Source organism: Agromyces sp. Y182 (assembly GCF_059445385.1).
The window spans coordinates 2,748,443-2,766,813 of record NZ_JCAIUF010000001.1; the positions used below are offsets into that span (position 1 = coordinate 2,748,443).

Annotated in this window: 20 protein-coding genes; 17 read left to right on the forward strand and 3 right to left on the reverse strand. The window is 68.3% G+C overall.

Annotation, left to right across the window (positions count from 1 at the left end; genetic code table 11):
- Positions 1-13: 13 nt before the first annotated feature.
- The 14 genes from ftsH to cls all read left to right on the forward strand — a co-directional run bounded on the left by ftsH (position 14) and on the right by cls (position 12,397).
- Positions 14-2,029 (forward strand): ATP-dependent zinc metalloprotease FtsH, encoded by a 2,016-nt coding sequence (gene ftsH, locus AC1C2R_RS12555; RefSeq protein WP_495352827.1) that lies wholly within the window; start codon positions 14-16, stop codon positions 2,027-2,029.
- Positions 2,030-2,071: 42 nt separating this feature from the next.
- A complete protein-coding gene (gene folE, locus AC1C2R_RS12560; RefSeq protein WP_495380149.1) occupies positions 2,072-2,692 on the forward strand; it encodes a GTP cyclohydrolase I in 621 nt (206 codons plus the stop codon).
- 55 nt (positions 2,693-2,747) lie between these two features.
- Positions 2,748-3,563 (forward strand): dihydropteroate synthase, encoded by an 816-nt coding sequence (gene folP / locus AC1C2R_RS12565; protein ID WP_495380405.1) that lies wholly within the window; start codon positions 2,748-2,750, stop codon positions 3,561-3,563.
- Positions 3,556-3,942, forward strand: coding sequence for a dihydroneopterin aldolase (folB, locus tag AC1C2R_RS12570; protein ID WP_495352829.1), 387 nt, complete (start codon positions 3,556-3,558; stop codon positions 3,940-3,942). The genes folP and folB overlap by 8 nt, the downstream gene beginning before the upstream one ends.
- Complete coding sequence (gene folK / locus AC1C2R_RS12575) at positions 3,939-4,424, forward strand: 2-amino-4-hydroxy-6-hydroxymethyldihydropteridine diphosphokinase (RefSeq protein ID WP_495352830.1); 486 nt, start codon at positions 3,939-3,941, stop codon at positions 4,422-4,424. The genes folB and folK overlap by 4 nt, the downstream gene beginning before the upstream one ends.
- Positions 4,421-4,894, forward strand: a complete 474-nt coding sequence (locus AC1C2R_RS12580; RefSeq protein WP_495352831.1) for a DUF3180 domain-containing protein — start codon at positions 4,421-4,423, stop codon at positions 4,892-4,894. The genes folK and AC1C2R_RS12580 overlap by 4 nt, the downstream gene beginning before the upstream one ends.
- A complete protein-coding gene (locus AC1C2R_RS12585) occupies positions 4,887-5,420 on the forward strand; it encodes a PH domain-containing protein (protein WP_495352832.1) in 534 nt (177 codons plus the stop codon). Before AC1C2R_RS12580 ends, AC1C2R_RS12585 begins: the two co-directional genes overlap by 8 nt.
- On the forward strand, positions 5,417-7,240 hold the full coding sequence (locus AC1C2R_RS12590) for a PH domain-containing protein (protein WP_495380150.1): 1,824 nt from the start codon (positions 5,417-5,419) through the stop codon (positions 7,238-7,240). Before AC1C2R_RS12585 ends, AC1C2R_RS12590 begins: the two co-directional genes overlap by 4 nt.
- Positions 7,230-7,988, forward strand: coding sequence for a Rossmann-like and DUF2520 domain-containing protein (locus AC1C2R_RS12595; protein ID WP_495380151.1), 759 nt, complete (start codon positions 7,230-7,232; stop codon positions 7,986-7,988). The genes AC1C2R_RS12590 and AC1C2R_RS12595 overlap by 11 nt, the downstream gene beginning before the upstream one ends.
- Positions 7,985-8,851: a pantoate--beta-alanine ligase gene (gene panC / locus AC1C2R_RS12600; protein ID WP_495352835.1), complete on the forward strand. Its 867-nt coding sequence runs from the start codon at positions 7,985-7,987 to the stop codon at positions 8,849-8,851. Before AC1C2R_RS12595 ends, panC begins: the two co-directional genes overlap by 4 nt.
- Positions 8,852-8,934: 83 nt before the next feature.
- Positions 8,935-10,482 (forward strand): lysine--tRNA ligase, encoded by a 1,548-nt coding sequence (gene lysS / locus AC1C2R_RS12605; RefSeq protein ID WP_495380152.1) that lies wholly within the window; start codon positions 8,935-8,937, stop codon positions 10,480-10,482.
- 15 nt (positions 10,483-10,497) lie between these two features.
- Entirely contained in the window at positions 10,498-10,656 is a 159-nt protein-coding gene (locus AC1C2R_RS12610) for a hypothetical protein (RefSeq protein ID WP_495352837.1), read from the forward strand.
- Positions 10,657-10,749: 93 nt separating this feature from the next.
- Entirely contained in the window at positions 10,750-10,926 is a 177-nt protein-coding gene (locus tag AC1C2R_RS12615) for a hypothetical protein (RefSeq protein ID WP_495352838.1), read from the forward strand.
- 4 nt (positions 10,927-10,930) lie between these two features.
- The gene (gene cls, locus AC1C2R_RS12620) at positions 10,931-12,397 is read left to right on the forward strand and encodes a cardiolipin synthase (RefSeq protein ID WP_495352839.1); all 1,467 of its coding nucleotides are present in this window, start codon (positions 10,931-10,933) and stop codon (positions 12,395-12,397) included.
- 39 nt (positions 12,398-12,436) lie between these two features.
- Here the strand turns inward: cls and AC1C2R_RS12625 are convergent, their stop codons facing one another.
- A complete protein-coding gene (locus AC1C2R_RS12625) occupies positions 12,437-13,489 on the reverse strand; it encodes a pirin family protein (RefSeq protein ID WP_495380153.1) in 1,053 nt (350 codons plus the stop codon).
- 60 nt (positions 13,490-13,549) lie between these two features.
- On the opposite strand from AC1C2R_RS12625, the gene AC1C2R_RS12630 reads away from it, so the two are divergent.
- On the forward strand, positions 13,550-14,032 hold the full coding sequence (locus AC1C2R_RS12630) for a hypothetical protein (RefSeq protein WP_495352841.1): 483 nt from the start codon (positions 13,550-13,552) through the stop codon (positions 14,030-14,032).
- On the opposite strand, the gene AC1C2R_RS12635 is transcribed toward AC1C2R_RS12630, so the two are convergent.
- Positions 14,025-14,273, reverse strand: coding sequence for a helix-turn-helix domain-containing protein (locus AC1C2R_RS12635; RefSeq protein WP_495380154.1), 249 nt, complete (start codon positions 14,271-14,273; stop codon positions 14,025-14,027). The two genes, AC1C2R_RS12630 and AC1C2R_RS12635, sit on opposite strands and share 8 nt — an antisense overlap.
- The gene (locus AC1C2R_RS12640) at positions 14,273-14,893 is read right to left on the reverse strand and encodes a hypothetical protein (RefSeq protein WP_495380155.1); all 621 of its coding nucleotides are present in this window, start codon (positions 14,891-14,893) and stop codon (positions 14,273-14,275) included. The genes AC1C2R_RS12635 and AC1C2R_RS12640 overlap by 1 nt, the downstream gene beginning before the upstream one ends.
- A 222-nt stretch (positions 14,894-15,115) precedes the next feature.
- Here AC1C2R_RS12640 and AC1C2R_RS12645 point away from each other — a divergent pair, with 222 nt between their 5' ends.
- Both AC1C2R_RS12645 and AC1C2R_RS12650 read left to right on the forward strand, forming a co-directional pair.
- A complete protein-coding gene (locus AC1C2R_RS12645) occupies positions 15,116-17,644 on the forward strand; it encodes an ATP-dependent Clp protease ATP-binding subunit (protein ID WP_495352844.1) in 2,529 nt (842 codons plus the stop codon).
- Between the two features lie 210 nt (positions 17,645-17,854).
- Positions 17,855-18,358, forward strand: coding sequence for an amino-acid N-acetyltransferase (locus tag AC1C2R_RS12650; protein WP_495380156.1), 504 nt, complete (start codon positions 17,855-17,857; stop codon positions 18,356-18,358).
- Positions 18,359-18,371: the final 13 nt, after the last annotated feature.

An 18,371-nucleotide genomic window follows, 5' to 3' on the forward strand; every position in this document is an offset into this window, starting at 1 on the left:
GCCTGTCAGCACCATGAACATCAAGAAGATCCTGCGCGGGCCGATCATCTACATTCTGCTCGCGATCGTCGCCGTGTGGATCGGTTCGAGCCTCATCACCGCCTCGGGGTTCAAAGAGGTGTCGACGCAAGAGGGCCTCGAACTGCTGAACGACGGCAAGGTCGCATCGGTCAAGATCGTCGACGGTGAGAACCGTGTCGACCTCACGCTCGCCAAAGAAGACGACGAGCTCGGCAAGCAGGTGCAGTTCTACTACGTGACGCCGCGCGGGCCCGACATCGTCGCCGCCGTCGACGAGGCGAACCCCGCCGATGGCTACAACGATGAGGTGCCGCAGCCGAACTGGTTCCTCTCGATGCTCGGCATTCTTCTGCCGCTCGTGCTGATCGGCCTCTTCTTCTGGATCATGCTCTCGGGCATGCAGGGCGGCGGCAGCAAGGTCATGCAGTTCGGCAAGTCCAAGGCGAAGCTCGTCACGAAGGAGAGCCCCAAGGTCACCTTCGACGACGTCGCCGGTGCCGACGAGGCCATCGAAGAACTCCACGAGATCAAGGAGTTCCTGAAGGAACCCGCGAAGTTCCAGGCCGTCGGCGCACGCATCCCCAAGGGCGTGCTGCTCTACGGCCCTCCCGGCACCGGCAAGACGCTGCTCGCACGAGCGGTCGCCGGTGAAGCGGCAGTGCCGTTCTACTCGATCTCGGGCTCCGACTTCGTCGAGATGTTCGTGGGCGTCGGCGCATCCCGCGTGCGTGACCTCTTCGAGCAGGCCAAGCAGAACGCGCCCGCCATCATCTTCGTCGACGAGATCGACGCCGTCGGCCGGCACCGCGGTGCCGGACTCGGCGGCGGCCACGACGAGCGCGAGCAGACGCTCAACCAGCTGCTCGTCGAGATGGACGGCTTCGACCCGAAGACCAACGTCATCCTCATCGCGGCGACGAACCGCCCCGACATCCTCGACCCCGCGCTGCTTCGCCCCGGCCGCTTCGACCGGCAGATCGGCGTCGACGCGCCCGACCTCAAGGGCCGCCAGAAGATCCTCGAGGTGCACTCCAAGGGCAAGCCCCTCGCCAACGGCGTCGACCTCGAGGTGCTCGCACGCAAGACGCCGGGCTTCACTGGTGCCGACCTCGCGAACGTGCTCAACGAGGCAGCGCTGCTCACCGCGCGCTCGAACGCGCAGCTCATCGACAACCGCGCCCTCGATGAGGCCGTCGACCGTGTGATCGCCGGCCCGCAGCGCCGCTCCCGCGTCATGAAAGACAAGGAGAAGCTCATCACGGCCTACCACGAGGGCGGCCACGCCCTCGCTGCCGCGGCGATGAACTACACCGACCCCGTCACGAAGATCACGATCCTGCCGCGTGGGCGCGCCCTCGGCTACACGATGGTGCTGCCGCTCGAAGACAAGTACTCGATCAGCCGCAACGAACTGCTCGACCAGCTCACGTATGCGATGGGTGGCCGCGTCGCCGAAGAGATCGTGTTCCACGACCCCTCGACCGGTGCGTCGAACGACATCGAGAAGGCCACGTCGACGGCTCGCAAGATGGTCACCGAATTCGGCATGAGCGCGAACGTCGGTGCCGTCAAGCTCGGCCAGTCGCAGGGCGAGGTCTTCCTCGGTCGCGACATGGGCCACCAGCGCGACTACTCCGAACGCATCGCCGAGCGGGTCGACGGCGAAGTGCGCACGCTCATCGAGCAGGCGCACGACGAGGCCTGGCTGGTGCTGAACGACAACCGCGACATCCTCGACAAGCTCGCGGCCGAACTGCTCGAACAAGAGACGCTCGACCACAAGCAGATCGCCGAGATCTTCAAAGACGTGAAGAAGCTGCCCGAGCGCCCGCAGTGGTTGTCGAGCGACAAGCGCCCCGTGTCCGACCGGCCTCCGATCGCCTTCCCGACCGAGAAGATGCCGATCGACCAGGGTGCCGTCGACGGTGGGGTCGACTCCGGTCAGCTGCCGGTCGACGAGACCGCTGCGCGCGCGCCCCGGTCGAACCCGCGCCCCGCCACGGCGTAGTCGTCGGTCGGTCGAAGTCCCTCGACCCGAAGAAGGGGAGCCATGGCCGGAGTGGACGCCCTGCGCATCCAGCGCGCGGTGCACGAGATCCTGCTCGCGATCGGTGAAGACCCATCGCGGCCCGGGCTCGAGCGCACGCCCCAGCGAGTCGCCGAGGCTTACGCCGACTTCTTCGGCGGTCTCGACGTCGACCCGCTCAGTCACCTCGCCGACTCGGTTCCGATCGGGTCGGCTCTTCGACAGGCTCAAGGCGGCGCGGATGCCGGCGTGCCCGCGACGAGCGACGCGGTCATCCTGCGCGACCTCGCGTTCCGTTCGGTGTGCGAGCACCACCTGCTGCCGTTCGTCGGTACGGCGCACGTGGCGTACCTGCCCGGTGACCGGGTCGTCGGACTCGGACGCATTCCCGCGGTCGTCGACACGCTCGCCCGCCGTCCGCAGTTGCAGGAGCGGCTCACCGAAGAGATCGCCGACACTCTGGTGGCCGGTCTCGACCCCAAGGGCGTGCTCGTCGTGCTCGACGCGCAGCACCGCTGCGTGACGACCCGGGGTTCCCGGCAGGAGCGCAGCTCCACCGTGACGATCGCGAGTCGCGGCGCGCTCTCCGAGCCCGCTGCCCGCAGTGAGATCATCGCGCTGATCGGTGCGCAGGCGAATGCCTGACGAGCACTCGCTCGCTGAGTCCGTCGAAGCGCTGCAAGAGGCGCCTCCCTTCGACATGCTCGGGGAGCCGATCCTGGTCATGGGGGTCGTCAACGTCACACCCGACTCGTTCAGCGACGGCGGCAAGTGGTTCGATGCCGACGCGGCGATCGCGCACGGACTCGAACTCGTCGCCGAGGGTGCCGACATCCTCGACGTCGGCGGCGAGTCGACGCGCCCGGGCGCGGCGCGCGTCGAACCAGAAGAGGAGTTGCGCCGGGTGATACCGGTCATCCGGTCGCTCGCCGGTCGCGGCATCCGTCTGAGCGTCGACACGATGCGTGCGGCCACCGCGCTCGCGGCCGTCGAAGCGGGCGCCGAGATCATCAACGACGTCTCGGCGGGCCTCGCCGACGCCGCGATGGGCGCGATCGCCGCCGAGACCGGCGTGCAGTACGTCGCGATGCACTGGCGCGGCCACGCCGACCGCATGGACGACTTCGCCGACTACGACGACGTCGCCGTCGAAGTTCGCGACGAACTCGCCCAGCGGGTCGACGCACTCGTGGCCGCGGGCGTCGCGCCCGAGAAGCTCATCCTCGACCCCGGACTCGGCTTCGCCAAGCGCGGGGAGCAGAACTGGCAGCTGCTCGGGCGACTCGACGTGCTCGCGGGGCTCGGGCTGCCGATCCTCGTGGGCGCTTCGCGCAAGCGATTCCTCGGCGCGATGCTGCCGGCCGAGGCATCCGTCACCGACCGTGACCTGCCGACCGCCGTCGTGAGCGTGCTCTCCGCCGAAGCAGGCGCTTGGGGGGTGCGGGTGCACGACGTGCAGGGCACGCGCCGCGCCCTCGACATCCTCGGGGCGTGGCAGAGTGGTCGACGTGCCTGAACTGTGCAAACGCGACCGGGGCGACCGGATCACTCTCACGGGGCTTCGCGTGCGCGCGCACCACGGCGTGTTCGACTTCGAGCGCACCGACGGGCAGGAGTTCGTGATCGACGTCGCGGTCGCGGTCGACCTGGCCGCCGCGGCATCCACCGACGACCTCGACCGCACCGTGCACTACGGCGAACTCGCCGAAGCGGTCGTCGCCGCCGTCGAACGCGACCCGGTCGACCTCATCGAGACGGTCGCTGAACGCGTCGCTGTCGTCGCGCTCGGCTTCGCGGCTGTCGACGAGGTCGAAGTCACGGTGCACAAGCCGCAAGCACCCATCAGCGTTCCTTTCGCGGATGTCGCGGTCACGATCGTGCGGGGGCGGTCATGACGCGCGCCGTCATCGCGTTCGGGGCGAACCTCGGCGATCGTGAGGCGACGATCGCGGCCGCGACGCGTGAGATCGCCGAGACCGACGGCCTCGTGCTCGTGGCGGTGTCGCCGGTCTACGAGACACCCGCGATCAGAGACGCGGGCGTCGACGACGATGCGCCTCGATACCTCAACGGCGTCGTCATCGTCGAGACGAGCATCGACCCGCACGCCCTGCTCGACGTGCTGCAGCACATCGAGCGCGAGCACGGGCGGGTACGTTCCGAGCACTGGGGCGATCGCACCCTCGACCTCGACCTCATCGACGTCGGCGGCACCGTGATCGCCGACGATCAACTCGTGCTGCCGCATCCGCGCGCTTGGCAGCGGGCCTTCGTGCTGGCGCCGTGGCTCGATGTGGAGCCCGACGCCGTGCTGGCCGCGCGCGGGCCGATCGCCGCTCTGCGCGCAGCCGCAACCGACGAGGTGGTGCGCCGGTGAAGCGTACGCACGTCTCCACGATCATCGCGTTCGTGCTGGCCGGGCTCGTCGCGGGCTACCTCGTCGACCTCGCGACCGTCTCCTCCGGGGCGAAGGCGCTCGTGCCCCCCATCTCGCTGCCGATCACTCTGACCGGTGTCGCGATCCTCGTCGTCGCCTTCGCGTGGCCTATCCGGCGCGCAGTGAAGGGCAAGTCGACGAAGCACCTCGACCCCTTCCGGGCGATGCGCACCGCGGTGCTTGCGAAGGCGTGCAGCCTGAGCGGAGCGCTCGTCTTCGGTTTCGGGCTCGGCATCACCCTCTTCCTCCTGACCCGCAGCGTCGTGCCTGCGCCGTCGACCATCTGGCTCGCACTCGCGACGGCGATCGGTGCGGCGCTCCTCATGGCCGGCGGCCTCATCGCCGAGCACTTCTGCACGCTTCCGCCCGACGACACCGAAACCGAGAAGGAAGAACCCGCTCATGCCTGAACTGCCCGGCACGCAGCCCGACGTGACGGGTCCTGAACTGCCCGGCACGCAGACCGCGGCATCCGATACCGGCTGGCAGCGCGTCTCACCGAAGTACCTCGTCGTCGAGGTGATCGGCTCGATCATCGGCATGGTGATCTTCGTCGGCGCACTGCTCGTCGTGTACTTCCTCTGGCAGCAGCAGTGGGCGCTCTGGATCGCGATCGCGATCGCCGTGGCCTCGATCATCGGCATCGCGTTCGAGCCGCGCCGGGTGCGCTCGATCGAGTACCGGCTGCGGGCCGACGACCTGTTGTTCCGGCGAGGCATCATGTTCCAGCGACAGGTGGCGGTGCCCTACGGGCGCATGCAGCTGGTCGACATCACCCGCGGTCCGGTCGCGCGGTGGCTCGGGCTCGCCGATCTCAAGTTCGTGACGGCCGCCGCGTCGACCGCGGTGACCGTGCCCGGGCTGCCGATGGAAGAGGCCGACCGCCTGCGCGACGAGCTCGTCGCCCTCGCCGAGTCGCGCCGGGCGGGGCTGTGAGCCGAATCGAGCGCCCGCAGGGGGTCGTGAACCTCGCCGACGGCGAGTGGCACCGCCTGCACCCGGCGAGCCCGTTGCTGCGCGGCGGTCTCGTGTTCATCGCGGTGATCGGCTTCCTGATCGCCAACCTTCGCGAACGGGTCGTCGACATCTGGATATCCGTCTTCGCGCCCGAGGCGGGCGAAGGGCTCGACGCCGAGTACGGCGGGTGGCGTCAAGATTGGGCGAACGACCCCGTGGGCGGCATCGTCTCCAACGGGCTCGTGGGGTGGGCCATCCTCGGCCTCGCCGTCGTGATCCTGGCTGTCGTGGTCGCCTTCTGGCTGTCATGGCGCATGCACTCGTTCCGGGTGACGCGCGAGGCGGTCGAGGTGAAGAGCGGCATCTTCTTCCGCTCTCATCGAAGCGCCAGGCTCGATCGCATCCAGGGCATCAACGTCAACCGGCCGTTGTTCGCACGACTTTTCGGTACCGCGAAGCTCGAGGTCTCGGTCGCCGGCCAATCGGCGAACGTGCAGCTCGCCTATCTCGGCTCGGCGCTGGCCGACGCCCTGCGGGCCGACATACTTCGGCTGGCGTCTGGTGCCCGCGCCGAACGGGAACAGGGCCCTGGCGCCGCCCGGGCCGCAGTATCCGGCGAGGTCGCGGCCGGCCCCGAGCGTGACGGGGGCGCAGGCCCGGCCGTCGTCCCGGGCACCGACACGGGCGTCGCGTCAGGAGTCGACCCGAGCGGCGCGCACCAGCCCGTGACCTCCCGCGCAGGCGCGATCGTCACCCAGCGCGTCGGCGAGTTCCTCGCGCCCGAGCTCGACCCCGAGCTCGCGCCGCCCGAGTCGGTCGTGCACCTGCCGATCGGGCGCGTCATCGGATCGACCCTGCTCGGCGGTTCGACGCTGTGGGCGATCATCCTCGTGGCGATCATCGTGGTGGGCGTGACGACAGACCAGATGTGGGTGCTCTTCAGCTTCGTGCCCGCGGGGATCGGTCTCGTGAGCTACATGTGGACCCGCATCACGAAGTCGCTCCGCTACTCGATCGCGGGCACGCCCGATGGCGTGCGCATCGGTCACGGGCTGCTCTCCACCGCGAACCAGACGATCCCCCCGGGGCGCGTGCATGCGATCGAAGCGACGCAGTGGGTGTTCTGGCGGCCGTTCGGGTGGTGGTCGGTGCGCATCAACGTCGCCGGACAGTCGGTCTCCGCCTCCGGCGATGCCGCTCAGCGCACCATCGTGCTGCCGGTCGGCATGGCGGCCGACGTGCACCGGGTGCTCGGTCTGCTGCTTCCGGATGCCGCGGCCGACGTCGAACCGCTCGTCGACGCCGGCCTCACCGGCCGGGGCGGCGCCGGCGGCTTCTCGAGCACGCCGAAGCGCGCCGCATGGCTGCGGCCGTTCTCGTGGCGACGAATCGGAATCGCATCCGCCTCCGGCGTCGCGGTGATCCGGCGGGGTGCGCTCGTGCGCAGCCTCAGCCTCGTGCCACTCGCGCGCATGCAGTCGCTCGCGGTGTCGGTCGGCCCGATCGAACGCGCACTCGACCTCGCGACCCTTCGCCTCCATACCGTCACCGGCCCGGTCACGGCGCTGCTGCCGGTCGTCGAGCGTTCCGAGGCGACGGCACTCTTCGAGCGTCTCTCGCACGAAGCGGTCGAGCGTGCGGCGAGCGACACCTCTCACCGCTGGGGCGCGGTCCCGGTCGCGGCATCAGCTGCCTCCGCTGCGCTCGCTGAGCCCGTCGAAGCGCACCCGGGCTCGCCCTCCCTTCGGCAGGCTCAGGGAACAGCGTCCGACGGAACGGAGCAGGATCGTGTCGGCTGATCGTCCGGGCCGGCTCGGTGTCGGCACCATCGGCGCCGGACGCGTCGGCGCGGTGCTCGCGTCAGCGCTCGCGGGTGCGGGGCACGCCCTCACGGGCATCTCCGCCGTCTCCGACTCGAGCCGCGAGCGAGCCGCGGCGATGCTGCCGTCGGTTCCGGTACTGACGATCCCCGAGATCATCGAGCGCAGCGAACTCGTGCTGCTCGCCGTACCCGAAGACGAGCTCGGCGCGCTCGTCGCGGGTCTCGCCGACGCCGGCGTCTGGCAGCCCGGGCAACTCCTGCTGCACACCGTCGCACGCTTCGGCACCGAAGTGCTCGATCCCGCGCGACTCGCGGGGGCCATCCCGCTCGCCGTGCATCCCGCCATGAGTTTCACCGGCACGAGCGTCGATCTCGCCCGACTGCCCGGCACCTGGTTCGCGGTCACCGCTCCGGCGCCGGTGCTGCCGATCGGGCAGGCGCTCGTCGTCGAGATGGGCGGCGAACCCTTCATCGTCGCCGAGCGCGACCGCGCGGCCTACGGCGAGGCGATCGACACCGCGGTGTCGTTCTCGAGTGCGATCATCGACCAGGCGAGCAGCCTCCTCGATGGCATCGGCATCGCCCGCCCGGGCGCCGTGCTTGCGCCGCTCGTGCGCTCCTCCGTCGAGAACGCGCTCGCGAGGCACGACGGCGGCGCATACGCCGAGGGGGCAGATACGATCGACGGGGCCGGTACCGACTGGCCGCTGGGAGGTGGCGCGTGACCGAGGTCGCCGCGGGCACGCGGGTGGTGCCGACGATCGCCGAGCTGCGCGAGCTGCTCGCCGAACGGCGCGCGGCCGGAGCATCCGTCGCCCTCGTGCCGACCATGGGCGCCCTGCACGACGGTCACCTCGCGCTCGTCGCGCGTGCGCGTGAGCTCGCCGACGTCGTCGTGGTGTCGATCTTCGTGAACCCGCTGCAGTTCGGCCCGGGTGAAGATCTCGACCGCTACCCGCGCACCCTCGACGCGGATGCCGCGGCGCTCGCGGTCCTCGGCGTGGAGTTCGTGTTCGCTCCGACAGTCGCCGAGATGTACCCGAGAGGCGAGGTCGGCACGACGCTCACCGCCGGTCGGGTGGGGTCGCTCTACGAGGGTGCATCGCGCCCGGGTCATTTCGACGGCATGCTCACCGTCGTCAGCAAGCTGCTGAACATCGCCCTCCCCGATATCGCGGTCTTCGGCCAGAAAGACGCGCAGCAGGTCTTCCTCGTGCGCAGCATGGTGCGCGATCTCGACGTACCCGCCGATATCGAGGTCGTGCCGACCGTGCGTGAAGCCGACGGGCTGGCCCTCTCGAGCCGCAATCGCTACCTCGACCCGGCGCAACGTGCAGCGGCGCTCACCCTCTCCGAGGCGCTCAAGGCGGCGCATGAGGCGGCCCCCGACGGTCTCTCCGAGGTGCTCGCCGAGGCCGCCGCCGCGTTCGGCGACCACGACGAGGTCACGCTCGACTATCTCGTCGTCGTCGATCCCGAGACGTTCCTGCCGGTCGCCGATGACGCGAGAGGCGAGGCCGTCGTGCTCGTCGCCGCCCGCGTCGGCGCCACCCGGCTCATCGACAACGCGACGATCACGCTCGGCTGACGGCCGGCGTCTCGACGGGCTCAGCCCGCAGGAGCGCACAAGTAGGCTGGTGCACGCACCTTTTCGCACGACGAGAGAGAACGATGGCCGACAACCACACGGGCGCCACGCCCGAGCCCACTGCCGAGGAGATCAGCGCCGACCAGATCAGCGCCGACGAGATCTCCGAGCAGAAGGCCGTGCGGCTCGCCAAGCGCGAGCGGCTGATCGCGTCATCCGAAGACCCGGCCTTCGGCGCGTACCCGGTGCGCCTGCCGATCACGGCGACGATTCCCGGCGTGCGCGACCGGTTCATCGGCCTCGGCGTCGACGAGGCGAGTGGCGTGCAGGTCGGTGTCGCCGGCCGCGTCGTGCACTCCCGCAACACCGGCAAGCTCTGCTTCGCCACGCTGCAATCGGGCGACGGCAGCCGCATCCAGGCGATGGTCTCCCTCGCCGAGGTGGGCGAGGAGTCGCTCGCCGAGTGGAAGGAACTCGTCGACCTGGGCGACCACGTCTTCGTCGCCGGCGAGGTCATCACGAGCCGCCGCGGCGAGCTGTCGATCATGGTGAAGGAGTGGCGCATCGCCTCGAAGGCGATCCTGCCGCTGCCGAACCTGCACAACGAGCTCTCCGAAGAGATGCGCGTGCGCAGCCGTTACCTCGACCTCATCTCGCGCGAGCAGGCCCGCAAGAACGTCATCGACCGCGCGAAGGTCAACGCGAGCCTCCGCCGCACCTTCGATGGGCTCGGCTTCATCGAGGTCGAGACGCCGATGCTCCAGGTCATGCACGGCGGGGCATCCGCTCGCCCGTTCGTGACCCAGTCGAACGCGTTCGACACCGAGCTGTATCTGCGCATCGCGCCCGAACTGTACCTGAAGCGCGCGGTCGTCGGCGGCATCGAGCGCGTGTACGAGATCAACCGCAACTTCCGCAATGAGGGCGCGGACTCGACGCACTCGCCCGAGTTCGCGATGCTCGAGGCCTACGAGGCGTACGGCGACTACACCACGATCGCCGACCTCACTCAGAAGCTGATCCAGGATGCCGCGATCGCGACGTCGGGTTCGCACGTGGTGACGTGGGCAGACGGCGCCGAGTTCGACCTCGGCGGCGACTGGCCGCGCCTCTCGATGTACGACTCGCTCTCCGAGGCGGTCGGCGAGACGATCACGGCGTCGACGGCGGTGGAGCGCCTGAAGCAGCTTGCCGACGAGGCCGGGGTCGAGGTCGACCACCCGCTGCCCGGCAAGTACGTCGAAGAGCTGTGGGAGCACCACGTGAAGTCCGGCCTCGAGCGCCCGACCTTCGTCATGGACTTCCCGCTCGACACCTCGCCGCTCGTGCGCGAGCACCGCTCGATCCCGGGCGTCGTCGAGAAGTGGGACCTCTACATCCGCGGCTTCGAGCTCGCGACCGGCTACTCCGAGCTCGTCGACCCGGTCGTGCAGCGCGAGCGCTTCGTCGAGCAGGCGAAGCTCGCCGCGGGCGGCGACCCAGAGGCGATGCGCCTCGACGAGGAGTTCCTGCGCGCGCTCGAGTTCGGCATGCCGCCGTCGGGCGGCATGGGCATGGGCATCGACCGGCTGCTCATGGCGCTCACGGGTCTCGGCATCCGCGAGACGATCCTCTTCCCGCTGGTCAAGTGAGCTTCAAGTGAGCGGATGCCCCAGATGAACGACTTCCTTCCGAAATCCGAGCTCGAACCCGAGCAGGATCCCAAGCGCCCCTCGAACGCGCGCCTCGGAATCTGGATCGTCGTCGGTGCGATCGGTCTCTACCTCGTCGGCTCGGGCGTCTGGGGCCTCATCGCCGCCGGTTGATCGGCTCTCACCGCTTGCCCTTCCTGTTCTCGGGCAGCGGCGCAGAGCCGTTATGCGGCGAAACCGGGTAAAGCCCCGTATCCTTGTAGCTCTATGGACGAATTCTGGGCGAATGCGATCTGGTCGCTCGCGCCGACCGTGCTCATCGGGCTCATCTTCTGGTTCGTGATGCGCGCGATCATCCACTCCGACCGCAACGAGCGCAAGGCGTACGCCCGCATCGAGGCGGAGGAGCGGGCGAAGCTCGCCCAGCACCGACCGGCAGCGTGAACACGTGACCGCGGAGCAGACGACGCTGCTCGTCGCGGGCATCGTCATCGTCATCGACATCATCGTCCGCATCACCGCGATCATCGTGGTGCCGCGCAACCGCCGCCCGACTGCGGGCATGGCCTGGCTCCTCGCGATCTTCTTCGTCCCGTACATCGGGGTGCTGTTCTACCTGCTCATCGGCAATCCGAAGCTGCCGAGGCATCGGCGTCGCAAGCAGGCCGAGGTCGACCGCTACATTCGCGAATCGACGCACGGTGTCGAGCGGGTCAGCGATCCCGGTGACTGGCCGGCCTGGTTCGAGGGCGTCGTGCGCCTCAACCGCAACCTCGGTTCGATGCCCCTCATCGGCTCCAACAGCGCGAGCCTCATCGGCAACTATCAAGGCTCCCTCGACGCGATGACCGCGGCGGTGCACGATGCGAAACGCTACGTGCACGTCGAGTTCTACATCTTCGCCTACGACACCACGACGGCGCCGTTCTTCGACGCGCTCGGCGAAGCAGTCGCTCGTGGCGTCGAGGTGCGCGTGCTGCTCGATCATGTGGCGTCGTTCCGGGTGAAGGGCTACCGGAAGACGCTCAAGCGGATGACCGAGATGGGGGTGCGGTGGCAGCTCATGCTGCCCGTGCAGCCGTTCAAGGGCAAGTACCAGCGGCCCGACCTTCGCAATCACCGCAAGATCCTCGTCGTCGACGGCGAGGTCGGCTTCATGGGCTCGCAGAACGTCATCGACCGCAGCTACAACAAGCGCAGCAACATCCGTCGCGGCCTGAAATGGAAAGAGCTCGTGACGCGCGTCGAAGGGCCGATCGTGGCCGGGCTCGATGCGATCTTCGCCACCGACTGGTACCTCGAGACCGACGAGGAACCGGTTCGCGACCTCGCGGCGTCGCTCGACCAGCCGGGCGAGGCGCAAGATCTCGACTGCCAAGTGGTGCCGAGCGGGCCGGGGTTCCCGAACGAGAACAACCTCAAGCTCTTCCTCGCGCTGCTCTATGCGGCTGAAGAGCGCATCATCATCACGAGCCCGTACTTCGTGCCCGACGACGCGATGCTCCGCGCGATCAGCGGGGCGACGCAGCGCGGCATCCACGTCGAGCTCTTCGTCTCGGAGATCGGCGACCAGGCGCTCGTGTATCACGCGCAGCGCTCGTACTACGAGGCGCTGCTCCGCGGAGGCGTGAAGATCTTCATGTACAAGGCGCCGTACATCCTGCACTCCAAGCACTTCACGATCGACGACGACGTCGCCGTGATCGGCTCGAGCAACATGGACATCCGCTCGTTCGAGCTCAATATGGAGGTGTCGCTGCTCGTGCGCGGGGCCTCGTTCGTACGCGAGATGCGCGCCGTCGAAGACGGTTATCGGCGTGACAGCCACGAGCTGACGCTCGAGGCGTGGATGAAGCAGCCACTTCGATCGACCGTGCTCGACAACCTCGCGAGGCTCACTTCGGCGCTGCAGTAGCGGGCGCCGTCGCTCGCTGAGCCCGTCGAAGCGCGACTGCTACTTGCGCGGCTTCAGTCGCACCGTCGGCAGCTCGGGCGCGGGCAGCGGCGCGCCGTCGTAGCCCGCGACCGTGCCGAACCGCCCGTCGGGGTTATCGCGGCCGATGACGTCGGCCTGCCATTGCCGACGGAACTCGACGATCTCGTCGTGGCTGCGGCCGATGAAGTTCCACCACATCACGAGCTCTTCACCGAACGGCACGCCGCCGAGGAGGATCACGCGCACGGGTTGCGCCTCGGCCGACAGACGGATGCGGCGAAGCCCGGTCTCGAGATAGGCGAGCTCGCTCCATGCGGCGGTCGTCGAGACGGTGTCGGTCGAGAAGCCGCCGATCGCGGCATCCGTTGCGCTGATCTCGACGGGGCCCGAATCGACGAGCACGCCGTGCTCGAACGCGGGGTCGAGGTCGAGGTCGACGGTGCCGAACGGTGGCAGGTCGAGTTGCGCGCCGAGCAGCGGCGAGAACACGGTGACGGCGCCGCCCTGAGCCTGCCGAACGGATGCCTCGGGCGCGCCGCCGACCGGCAGGGAACCGACGAACACCCGCACCGTGGCGTCGCCTACGACGACCGGTGCGATGTCGGCGTGTTCGAAGAAGGGGCCGACATGCCGTGAGGCATCGGGAAGCGCAACCCACAACTGCACCCCGTGCAGCCGGGTGGTCTCGGGCGTCGACACCTCGGAGTGCGAGATGCCTCGGCCCGCCGTCATGAGGTTCACGGCGCCCGGCCGCACCGTGGCGTGGCTGCCGGCGGAATCGCGGTGCTCGATCTCGCCCTCGAAGAGCCAGCTCACGGTCTGCAAGCCGGTGTGCGGGTGCGGCGGCACGACCATGCCGGCGGTGACCTCCACGTCGTCGGGCCCGTAGTGGTCGGCGAAGCACCAGGCGCCGATCGTGGTGCGGCCCCGCTGGGGGAGCGTGCGGCGCACGTTCATCGCTCGCGGCCCGCCGAGCGGCACGTCGCGCGGAGCGAGCACCTGCACGACCGCGCCCATGGGTTCGTCGGGTCGCGAGAGCACTTCGACCGGATCGCGTTCCTGGTTGCTCATGTCGAAAATAGTACGCGGGTGCCCGCGCACGAGAACCGGGGCGACCGTTAGCATGAAGGTATGGCTCCCTCGATGCGCATTCGTCGCGCTGGTCTCCTCGCTCTGGCGGTCTCGTCGGTGTTCCTGTTGTCGGCATGCAACCCGTCGGGCAGGGCAGCAGAGAACTTCCCCGGTGTTCCGGTCAGTGCCGATGCCGAGGCTGTCGACGTCGAGGAGGGTCCCGACACGGCCGGCGACGAAGAAGAGGCGCAGTCGTCCGAAGACGGCCCCGTGGTCGTGTGGTGGGCCGAAGGCGGTCAGCTCGCCCTGACCATCTCGGGCAGTTCGACGTGCCCCGTGATCGGCAAAGAGATCCGTGTGCTCGAGAAGGCCGGCGAGGGCAACCGCGTCGCGATCGATCTCGTCGAGCAGCCCGAAGGTCAGGTCTGCACGATGGACATCGTGCCCCACACGACGCTCTTCTGGACGCCGGTGTACGTGACGACGACTGAGCCGCTCTACGTCGAGGTGAGTGGCACAGAGGTCGTCGTACCGATCAAGTAGCCTCGGCCAGGTTCGGCCGGAGCACGAGCAGTTCTCCGACCTCGCAGTCGAGTGCGGCGCAGATCGCCTGCAGCGTCGAGAAGCGGATGGCGCGAGCGCGGTCGTTCTTCAGCACGCTGAGGTTCACGACGCTCACGCCGACGAGCTCGCCGAGTCGCGTGAGCGTCATGCCGCGTGCCTCGAGCAGCTCGTCGAGCCGGCAGTGGATGTCGGATGCCTCGTCGGGTTCGGCCGGAGCCATCAGACGAGACCCTCGGTTTCGCGCTGGAGGCGCTCGCCGACTGCGAAGACGGTCGCGGCCGTCGCTGCGATGAACGTCAGGAGGATGAGCGGGAACAGCTCGACCGAGATCACCACGTTGTCGAAGGTGCGGTCGCTGAGCACGGCGAATGCGCCGTTCGCAGCCATGTTGCCGAAGAACGGCACCGCGAAATAGCCCACGATGCCGGTGAATCCCGCAATCGTGACGAGCACGGTGTTGGTGCGGCCGAAGACGATGCTCCTGCTGACATTCCGTGCGAGCCACACGAGGCAGACCACGAGGCCGACCACCACGACGGCCATGATGACCTGCTGGATGACGAGCGACCAGAGCGACGCCGCAGGCAGGGAGGGAGCGGTGATGATCGCGCGATCGAGTTCGACCGTGATGGGAGCCCCGTCGACGCCGATCGGTGCGTCGGCCGTGGTGCCGGTGAACTCGGCCATCACGGGAACGTCGTGATTCGGAAGCACTTCGATGATGCGGGCGACGGACGACCAGACCGCCCAGATCGCGATGCCGATGCCGGCGACCATGAAGATCCACAGGGCGACGGCGTCGCTCCGCTTGACGGTGGGAGTGGGGATGGTGGCGCTCATGTTCTTCCTAACGAATATCGATAATAACGATAAACGATATGGTACGGAGGTCGCTCGACCCTGTCAACGGTCGGCGGCCGAGCCGCGGCATCCGTCGCCGTCACGGTCCGTCAACCCCTGCCTGAGCTCTGCGCCGAGGGCGAACAACGGCCTCGCGGCCCCCTCTGCTGGTTACGCTCTTCATATCGGCGCCCCTACCCAGCGGGGTCGTGAGGAGTAGAAATGTTCGAGAGATTCACCGACCGAGCTCGTCGTGTCGTCGTCCTGGCCCAAGAAGAGGCCAAGATGCTGAACCACAACTACATCGGCACCGAGCACATCCTGCTCGGGCTCATCCACGAGGGTGAAGGCGTCGCCGCCAAGGCGCTCGAGTCGCTCGGCATCTCGCTCGACGCGGTGCGCGAGCAGGTGCAAGACATCATCGGCCAGGGTCAGCAGCAGCCGACCGGGCACATCCCGTTCACTCCGCGCGCCAAGAAGGTGCTCGAGTTGAGCTTGCGCGAAGCGCTGCAGCTGGGCCACAACTACATCGGCACCGAGCACATCCTGCTGGGCCTCATCCGCGAGGGCGAGGGCGTCGCAGCCCAAGTGCTCGTCAAGCTCGGCGCCGACCTCAATCGCGTGCGCCAGCAGGTCATCCAGCTGCTCTCGGGCTACCAGGGCAAAGAGCAGGTACAGGTCGGCGCGAACGAGCAGACCACCCCGCAGGGCGGCTCGCAGATCCTCGACCAGTTCGGCCGCAACCTCACGCAGGCTGCGCGCGACGGCAAGCTCGACCCCGTCATCGGGCGCGAGAAAGAGATCGAGCGGGTCATGCAGATCCTCTCGCGTCGCTCGAAGAACAACCCCGTGCTGATCGGTGAGCCCGGCGTCGGCAAGACCGCCGTCGTCGAGGGCCTCGCGCAGGCGATCGTGAAGAACGAGGTGCCAGAGACGCTGAAAGACAAGCAGCTCTACTCGCTCGACCTCGGCTCGCTCATCGCCGGCTCCCGCTACCGCGGCGACTTCGAAGAGCGTCTGAAGAAGGTCACGAAAGAAATCCGCACGCGCGGCGACATCATCGTCTTCATCGACGAGATCCACACGCTCGTGGGTGCGGGTGCCGCCGAAGGCGCCATCGACGCCGCGTCGATCCTGAAGCCGCTGCTCGCACGCGGCGAGCTGCAGACCATCGGTGCGACCACGCTCGACGAGTACCGCAAGCACTTCGAGAAAGACGCCGCGCTCGAGCGCCGCTTCCAGCCGATCCAGGTCGCCGAGCCGAGCCTGCCCCACACGATCAACATCCTCAAGGGTCTTCGCGACCGCTACGAGGCGCACCACAAGGTGTCGATCACCGACGGCGCGCTCGTGGCCGCGGCGAACCTCGCCGACCGCTACGTCTCCGACCGCTTCCTCCCAGACAAGGCGATCGACCTGATCGACGAGGCCGGCGCACGCCTGCGTCTCTCGATCCTCTCGAGCCCGCCCGAGCTGCGCGAATTCGACGAGAAGATCGCCGTCGTTCGCGCCGCGAAAGAGACCGCGATCGAGGAGCAGGACTTCGAGAAGGCCGCCTCCCTCCGCGATGAGGAGAAGAACCTCCTCGGCGAGCGACTGCGCCTCGAGAAGCAGTGGAAGTCGGGCGACGTCAAGACGACCGCCGTCGTCGACGAGGGCCTGATCGCCGAGGTGCTCGCGCAGGCCACCGGCATCCCCGTCTTCAAGCTCACCGAAGAAGAGAGCTCGCGTCTCGTCTTCATGGAGAAGGCGCTGCACGAGCGCGTCATCGGCCAAGAAGAGGCCATCTCGGCCCTCGCCAAGACGATCCGCCGCACGCGTGCCGGTCTGAAAGACCCGAAGCGCCCCTCTGGCTCGTTCATCTTCGCCGGCCCCACCGGCGTCGGCAAGACCGAGCTCGCCAAGGCGCTCGCCGAGTTCCTCTTCGATGACGAGGCGGCGATGATCTCGCTCGACATGTCGGAGTACGGCGAGAAGCACACCGTCTCGCGCCTCTTCGGCGCCCCTCCCGGGTTCGTCGGCTTCGAAGAGGGCGGCCAGCTCACCGAGAAGGTGCGCCGCAAGCCCTTCAGTGTCGTGCTCTTCGACGAGATCGAGAAGGCGCACCCCGACATCTTCAACTCGCTCCTCCAGATTCTGGAAGAGGGCCGGTTGACCGACGGTCAGGGCCGCGTCGTCGACTTCAAGAACACGGTCATCATCATGACGACCAACCTGGGCACGAAAGACATCTCGAGTGGCCCGGTGGGCTTCGCGATCGAGGGCGACACCCGCACGGGCTACGACCTCATGCGCGGCAAGGTGAACGAAGAGCTGAAGAAGCACTTCAAGCCCGAGTTCCTGAACCGCGTCGACGAGATCATCGTCTTCCCGCAGCTCTCCAAGCCCGAGCTGCTGCAGATCGTCGATCTCTTCATCAAGCGGCTCAGCGAGCGCATGCTCGACCGCGACATGACCGTCGAGCTCACGCAGGCGGCCAAGGAGCGGCTCATCGAGGTCGGGTTCGACCCGGCCCTCGGCGCCCGGCCGCTTCGCCGCGCCGTGCAGCACGAGATCGAAGACGGTCTCTCCGAGAAGATCCTGCATGGTGAGCTCAACTCGGGCGACCACGTGCACGTCGACTTCAGAGACGGCGAGTTCCTGTTCACCACCACGCAGCGGGCCCTGCCCGTCGGCGTCGGCGTGAACACGAACGCGGCGATCGGCACCGGTCCGGTGAGCCCCGATCTGGCGGCCGCGTCGGGCGAGTAGTCGACACGACACGAGGGGCGGATGCTGCGGCATCCGCCCCTTCGTCGTTCCCGCCGCCGTTCGCCTGCGTGCGCAACTCCGGATGTCGCGCTGCCGCACCGGCGTGTTGGCAGAGGGGCGCGGCGCGCCGGTCGATTCATCCGGAGTTACGCACGTCGGGGAGCGGCGGCAGTGCGGCAGGGGCGTCCCCAGCGGCAATACGATGAGGGGATGACCGAGTTCAACGTGCGGCGGGCCCGCACGAGCGATGTGCCGCGAATCATCGACCTCGTGGAGCCGCTCGTCACCCGACGCATCCTGCTCGGCAAAGAGCGTGTCGACCTCTACGGCTCGGTGCAGGAATTCCGCGTGGCCGAGACCGACGACGGCGGGCTCGTCGGCGCCGGCGCATTGCACGTCATGTGGGAAGACCTCGGTGAGGTGCGTACCCTCGCCGTCGACGACGTCTGGCTCGGCCACGGCGTCGGCCACGCGCTGCTCGCCGCGCTCGAAGATGAAGCGCGCGAGCTCGGCCTCAGCCGCCTCTTCTGCCTCACGTTCGAGACCACCTTCTTCGGCCGCCACGGCTTCGTCGACATGGGGCGCGAGACCGTCGACCCCGAGGTCTACGCCGAGCTCGTGCGTTCCAACGACGAAGGCGTGGCCGAGTTCCTCGACCTCGCCCGCGTGAAGCAGAACACCCTCGGCAACACCCGCATGCTGAAGCTTCTCTGAGACGAGATTCGGC

Excerpts from the sequence above, each read along its gene's own strand:
- AC1C2R_RS12645 (WP_495352844.1), top strand. The coding sequence starts at position 15,116 with ATGTTCGAGAGATTCACCGACCGAGCTCGTCGTGTCGTCGTCCTGGCC.
- AC1C2R_RS12635 (WP_495380154.1), bottom strand. The coding sequence starts at position 14,273 with ATGGCTCCGGCCGAACCCGACGAGGCATCCGACATCCACTGCCGGCTC.
- lysS (WP_495380152.1), top strand. The coding sequence starts at position 8,935 with ATGGCCGACAACCACACGGGCGCCACGCCCGAGCCCACTGCCGAGGAG.
- AC1C2R_RS12615 (WP_495352838.1), top strand. The coding sequence starts at position 10,750 with ATGGACGAATTCTGGGCGAATGCGATCTGGTCGCTCGCGCCGACCGTG.
- folE (WP_495380149.1), top strand. The coding sequence starts at position 2,072 with ATGGCCGGAGTGGACGCCCTGCGCATCCAGCGCGCGGTGCACGAGATC.
- ftsH (WP_495352827.1), top strand. The coding sequence starts at position 14 with ATGAACATCAAGAAGATCCTGCGCGGGCCGATCATCTACATTCTGCTC.
- AC1C2R_RS12640 (WP_495380155.1), bottom strand. The coding sequence starts at position 14,893 with ATGAGCGCCACCATCCCCACTCCCACCGTCAAGCGGAGCGACGCCGTC.
- AC1C2R_RS12585 (WP_495352832.1), top strand. The coding sequence starts at position 4,887 with ATGCCTGAACTGCCCGGCACGCAGCCCGACGTGACGGGTCCTGAACTG.
- AC1C2R_RS12650 (WP_495380156.1), top strand. The coding sequence starts at position 17,855 with ATGACCGAGTTCAACGTGCGGCGGGCCCGCACGAGCGATGTGCCGCGA.
- AC1C2R_RS12610 (WP_495352837.1), top strand. The coding sequence starts at position 10,498 with ATGCCCCAGATGAACGACTTCCTTCCGAAATCCGAGCTCGAACCCGAG.
- AC1C2R_RS12625 (WP_495380153.1), bottom strand. The coding sequence starts at position 13,489 with ATGAGCAACCAGGAACGCGATCCGGTCGAAGTGCTCTCGCGACCCGAC.
- AC1C2R_RS12630 (WP_495352841.1), top strand. The coding sequence starts at position 13,550 with ATGGCTCCCTCGATGCGCATTCGTCGCGCTGGTCTCCTCGCTCTGGCG.
- folK (WP_495352830.1), top strand. The coding sequence starts at position 3,939 with ATGACGCGCGCCGTCATCGCGTTCGGGGCGAACCTCGGCGATCGTGAG.
- folP (WP_495380405.1), top strand. The coding sequence starts at position 2,748 with ATGCTCGGGGAGCCGATCCTGGTCATGGGGGTCGTCAACGTCACACCC.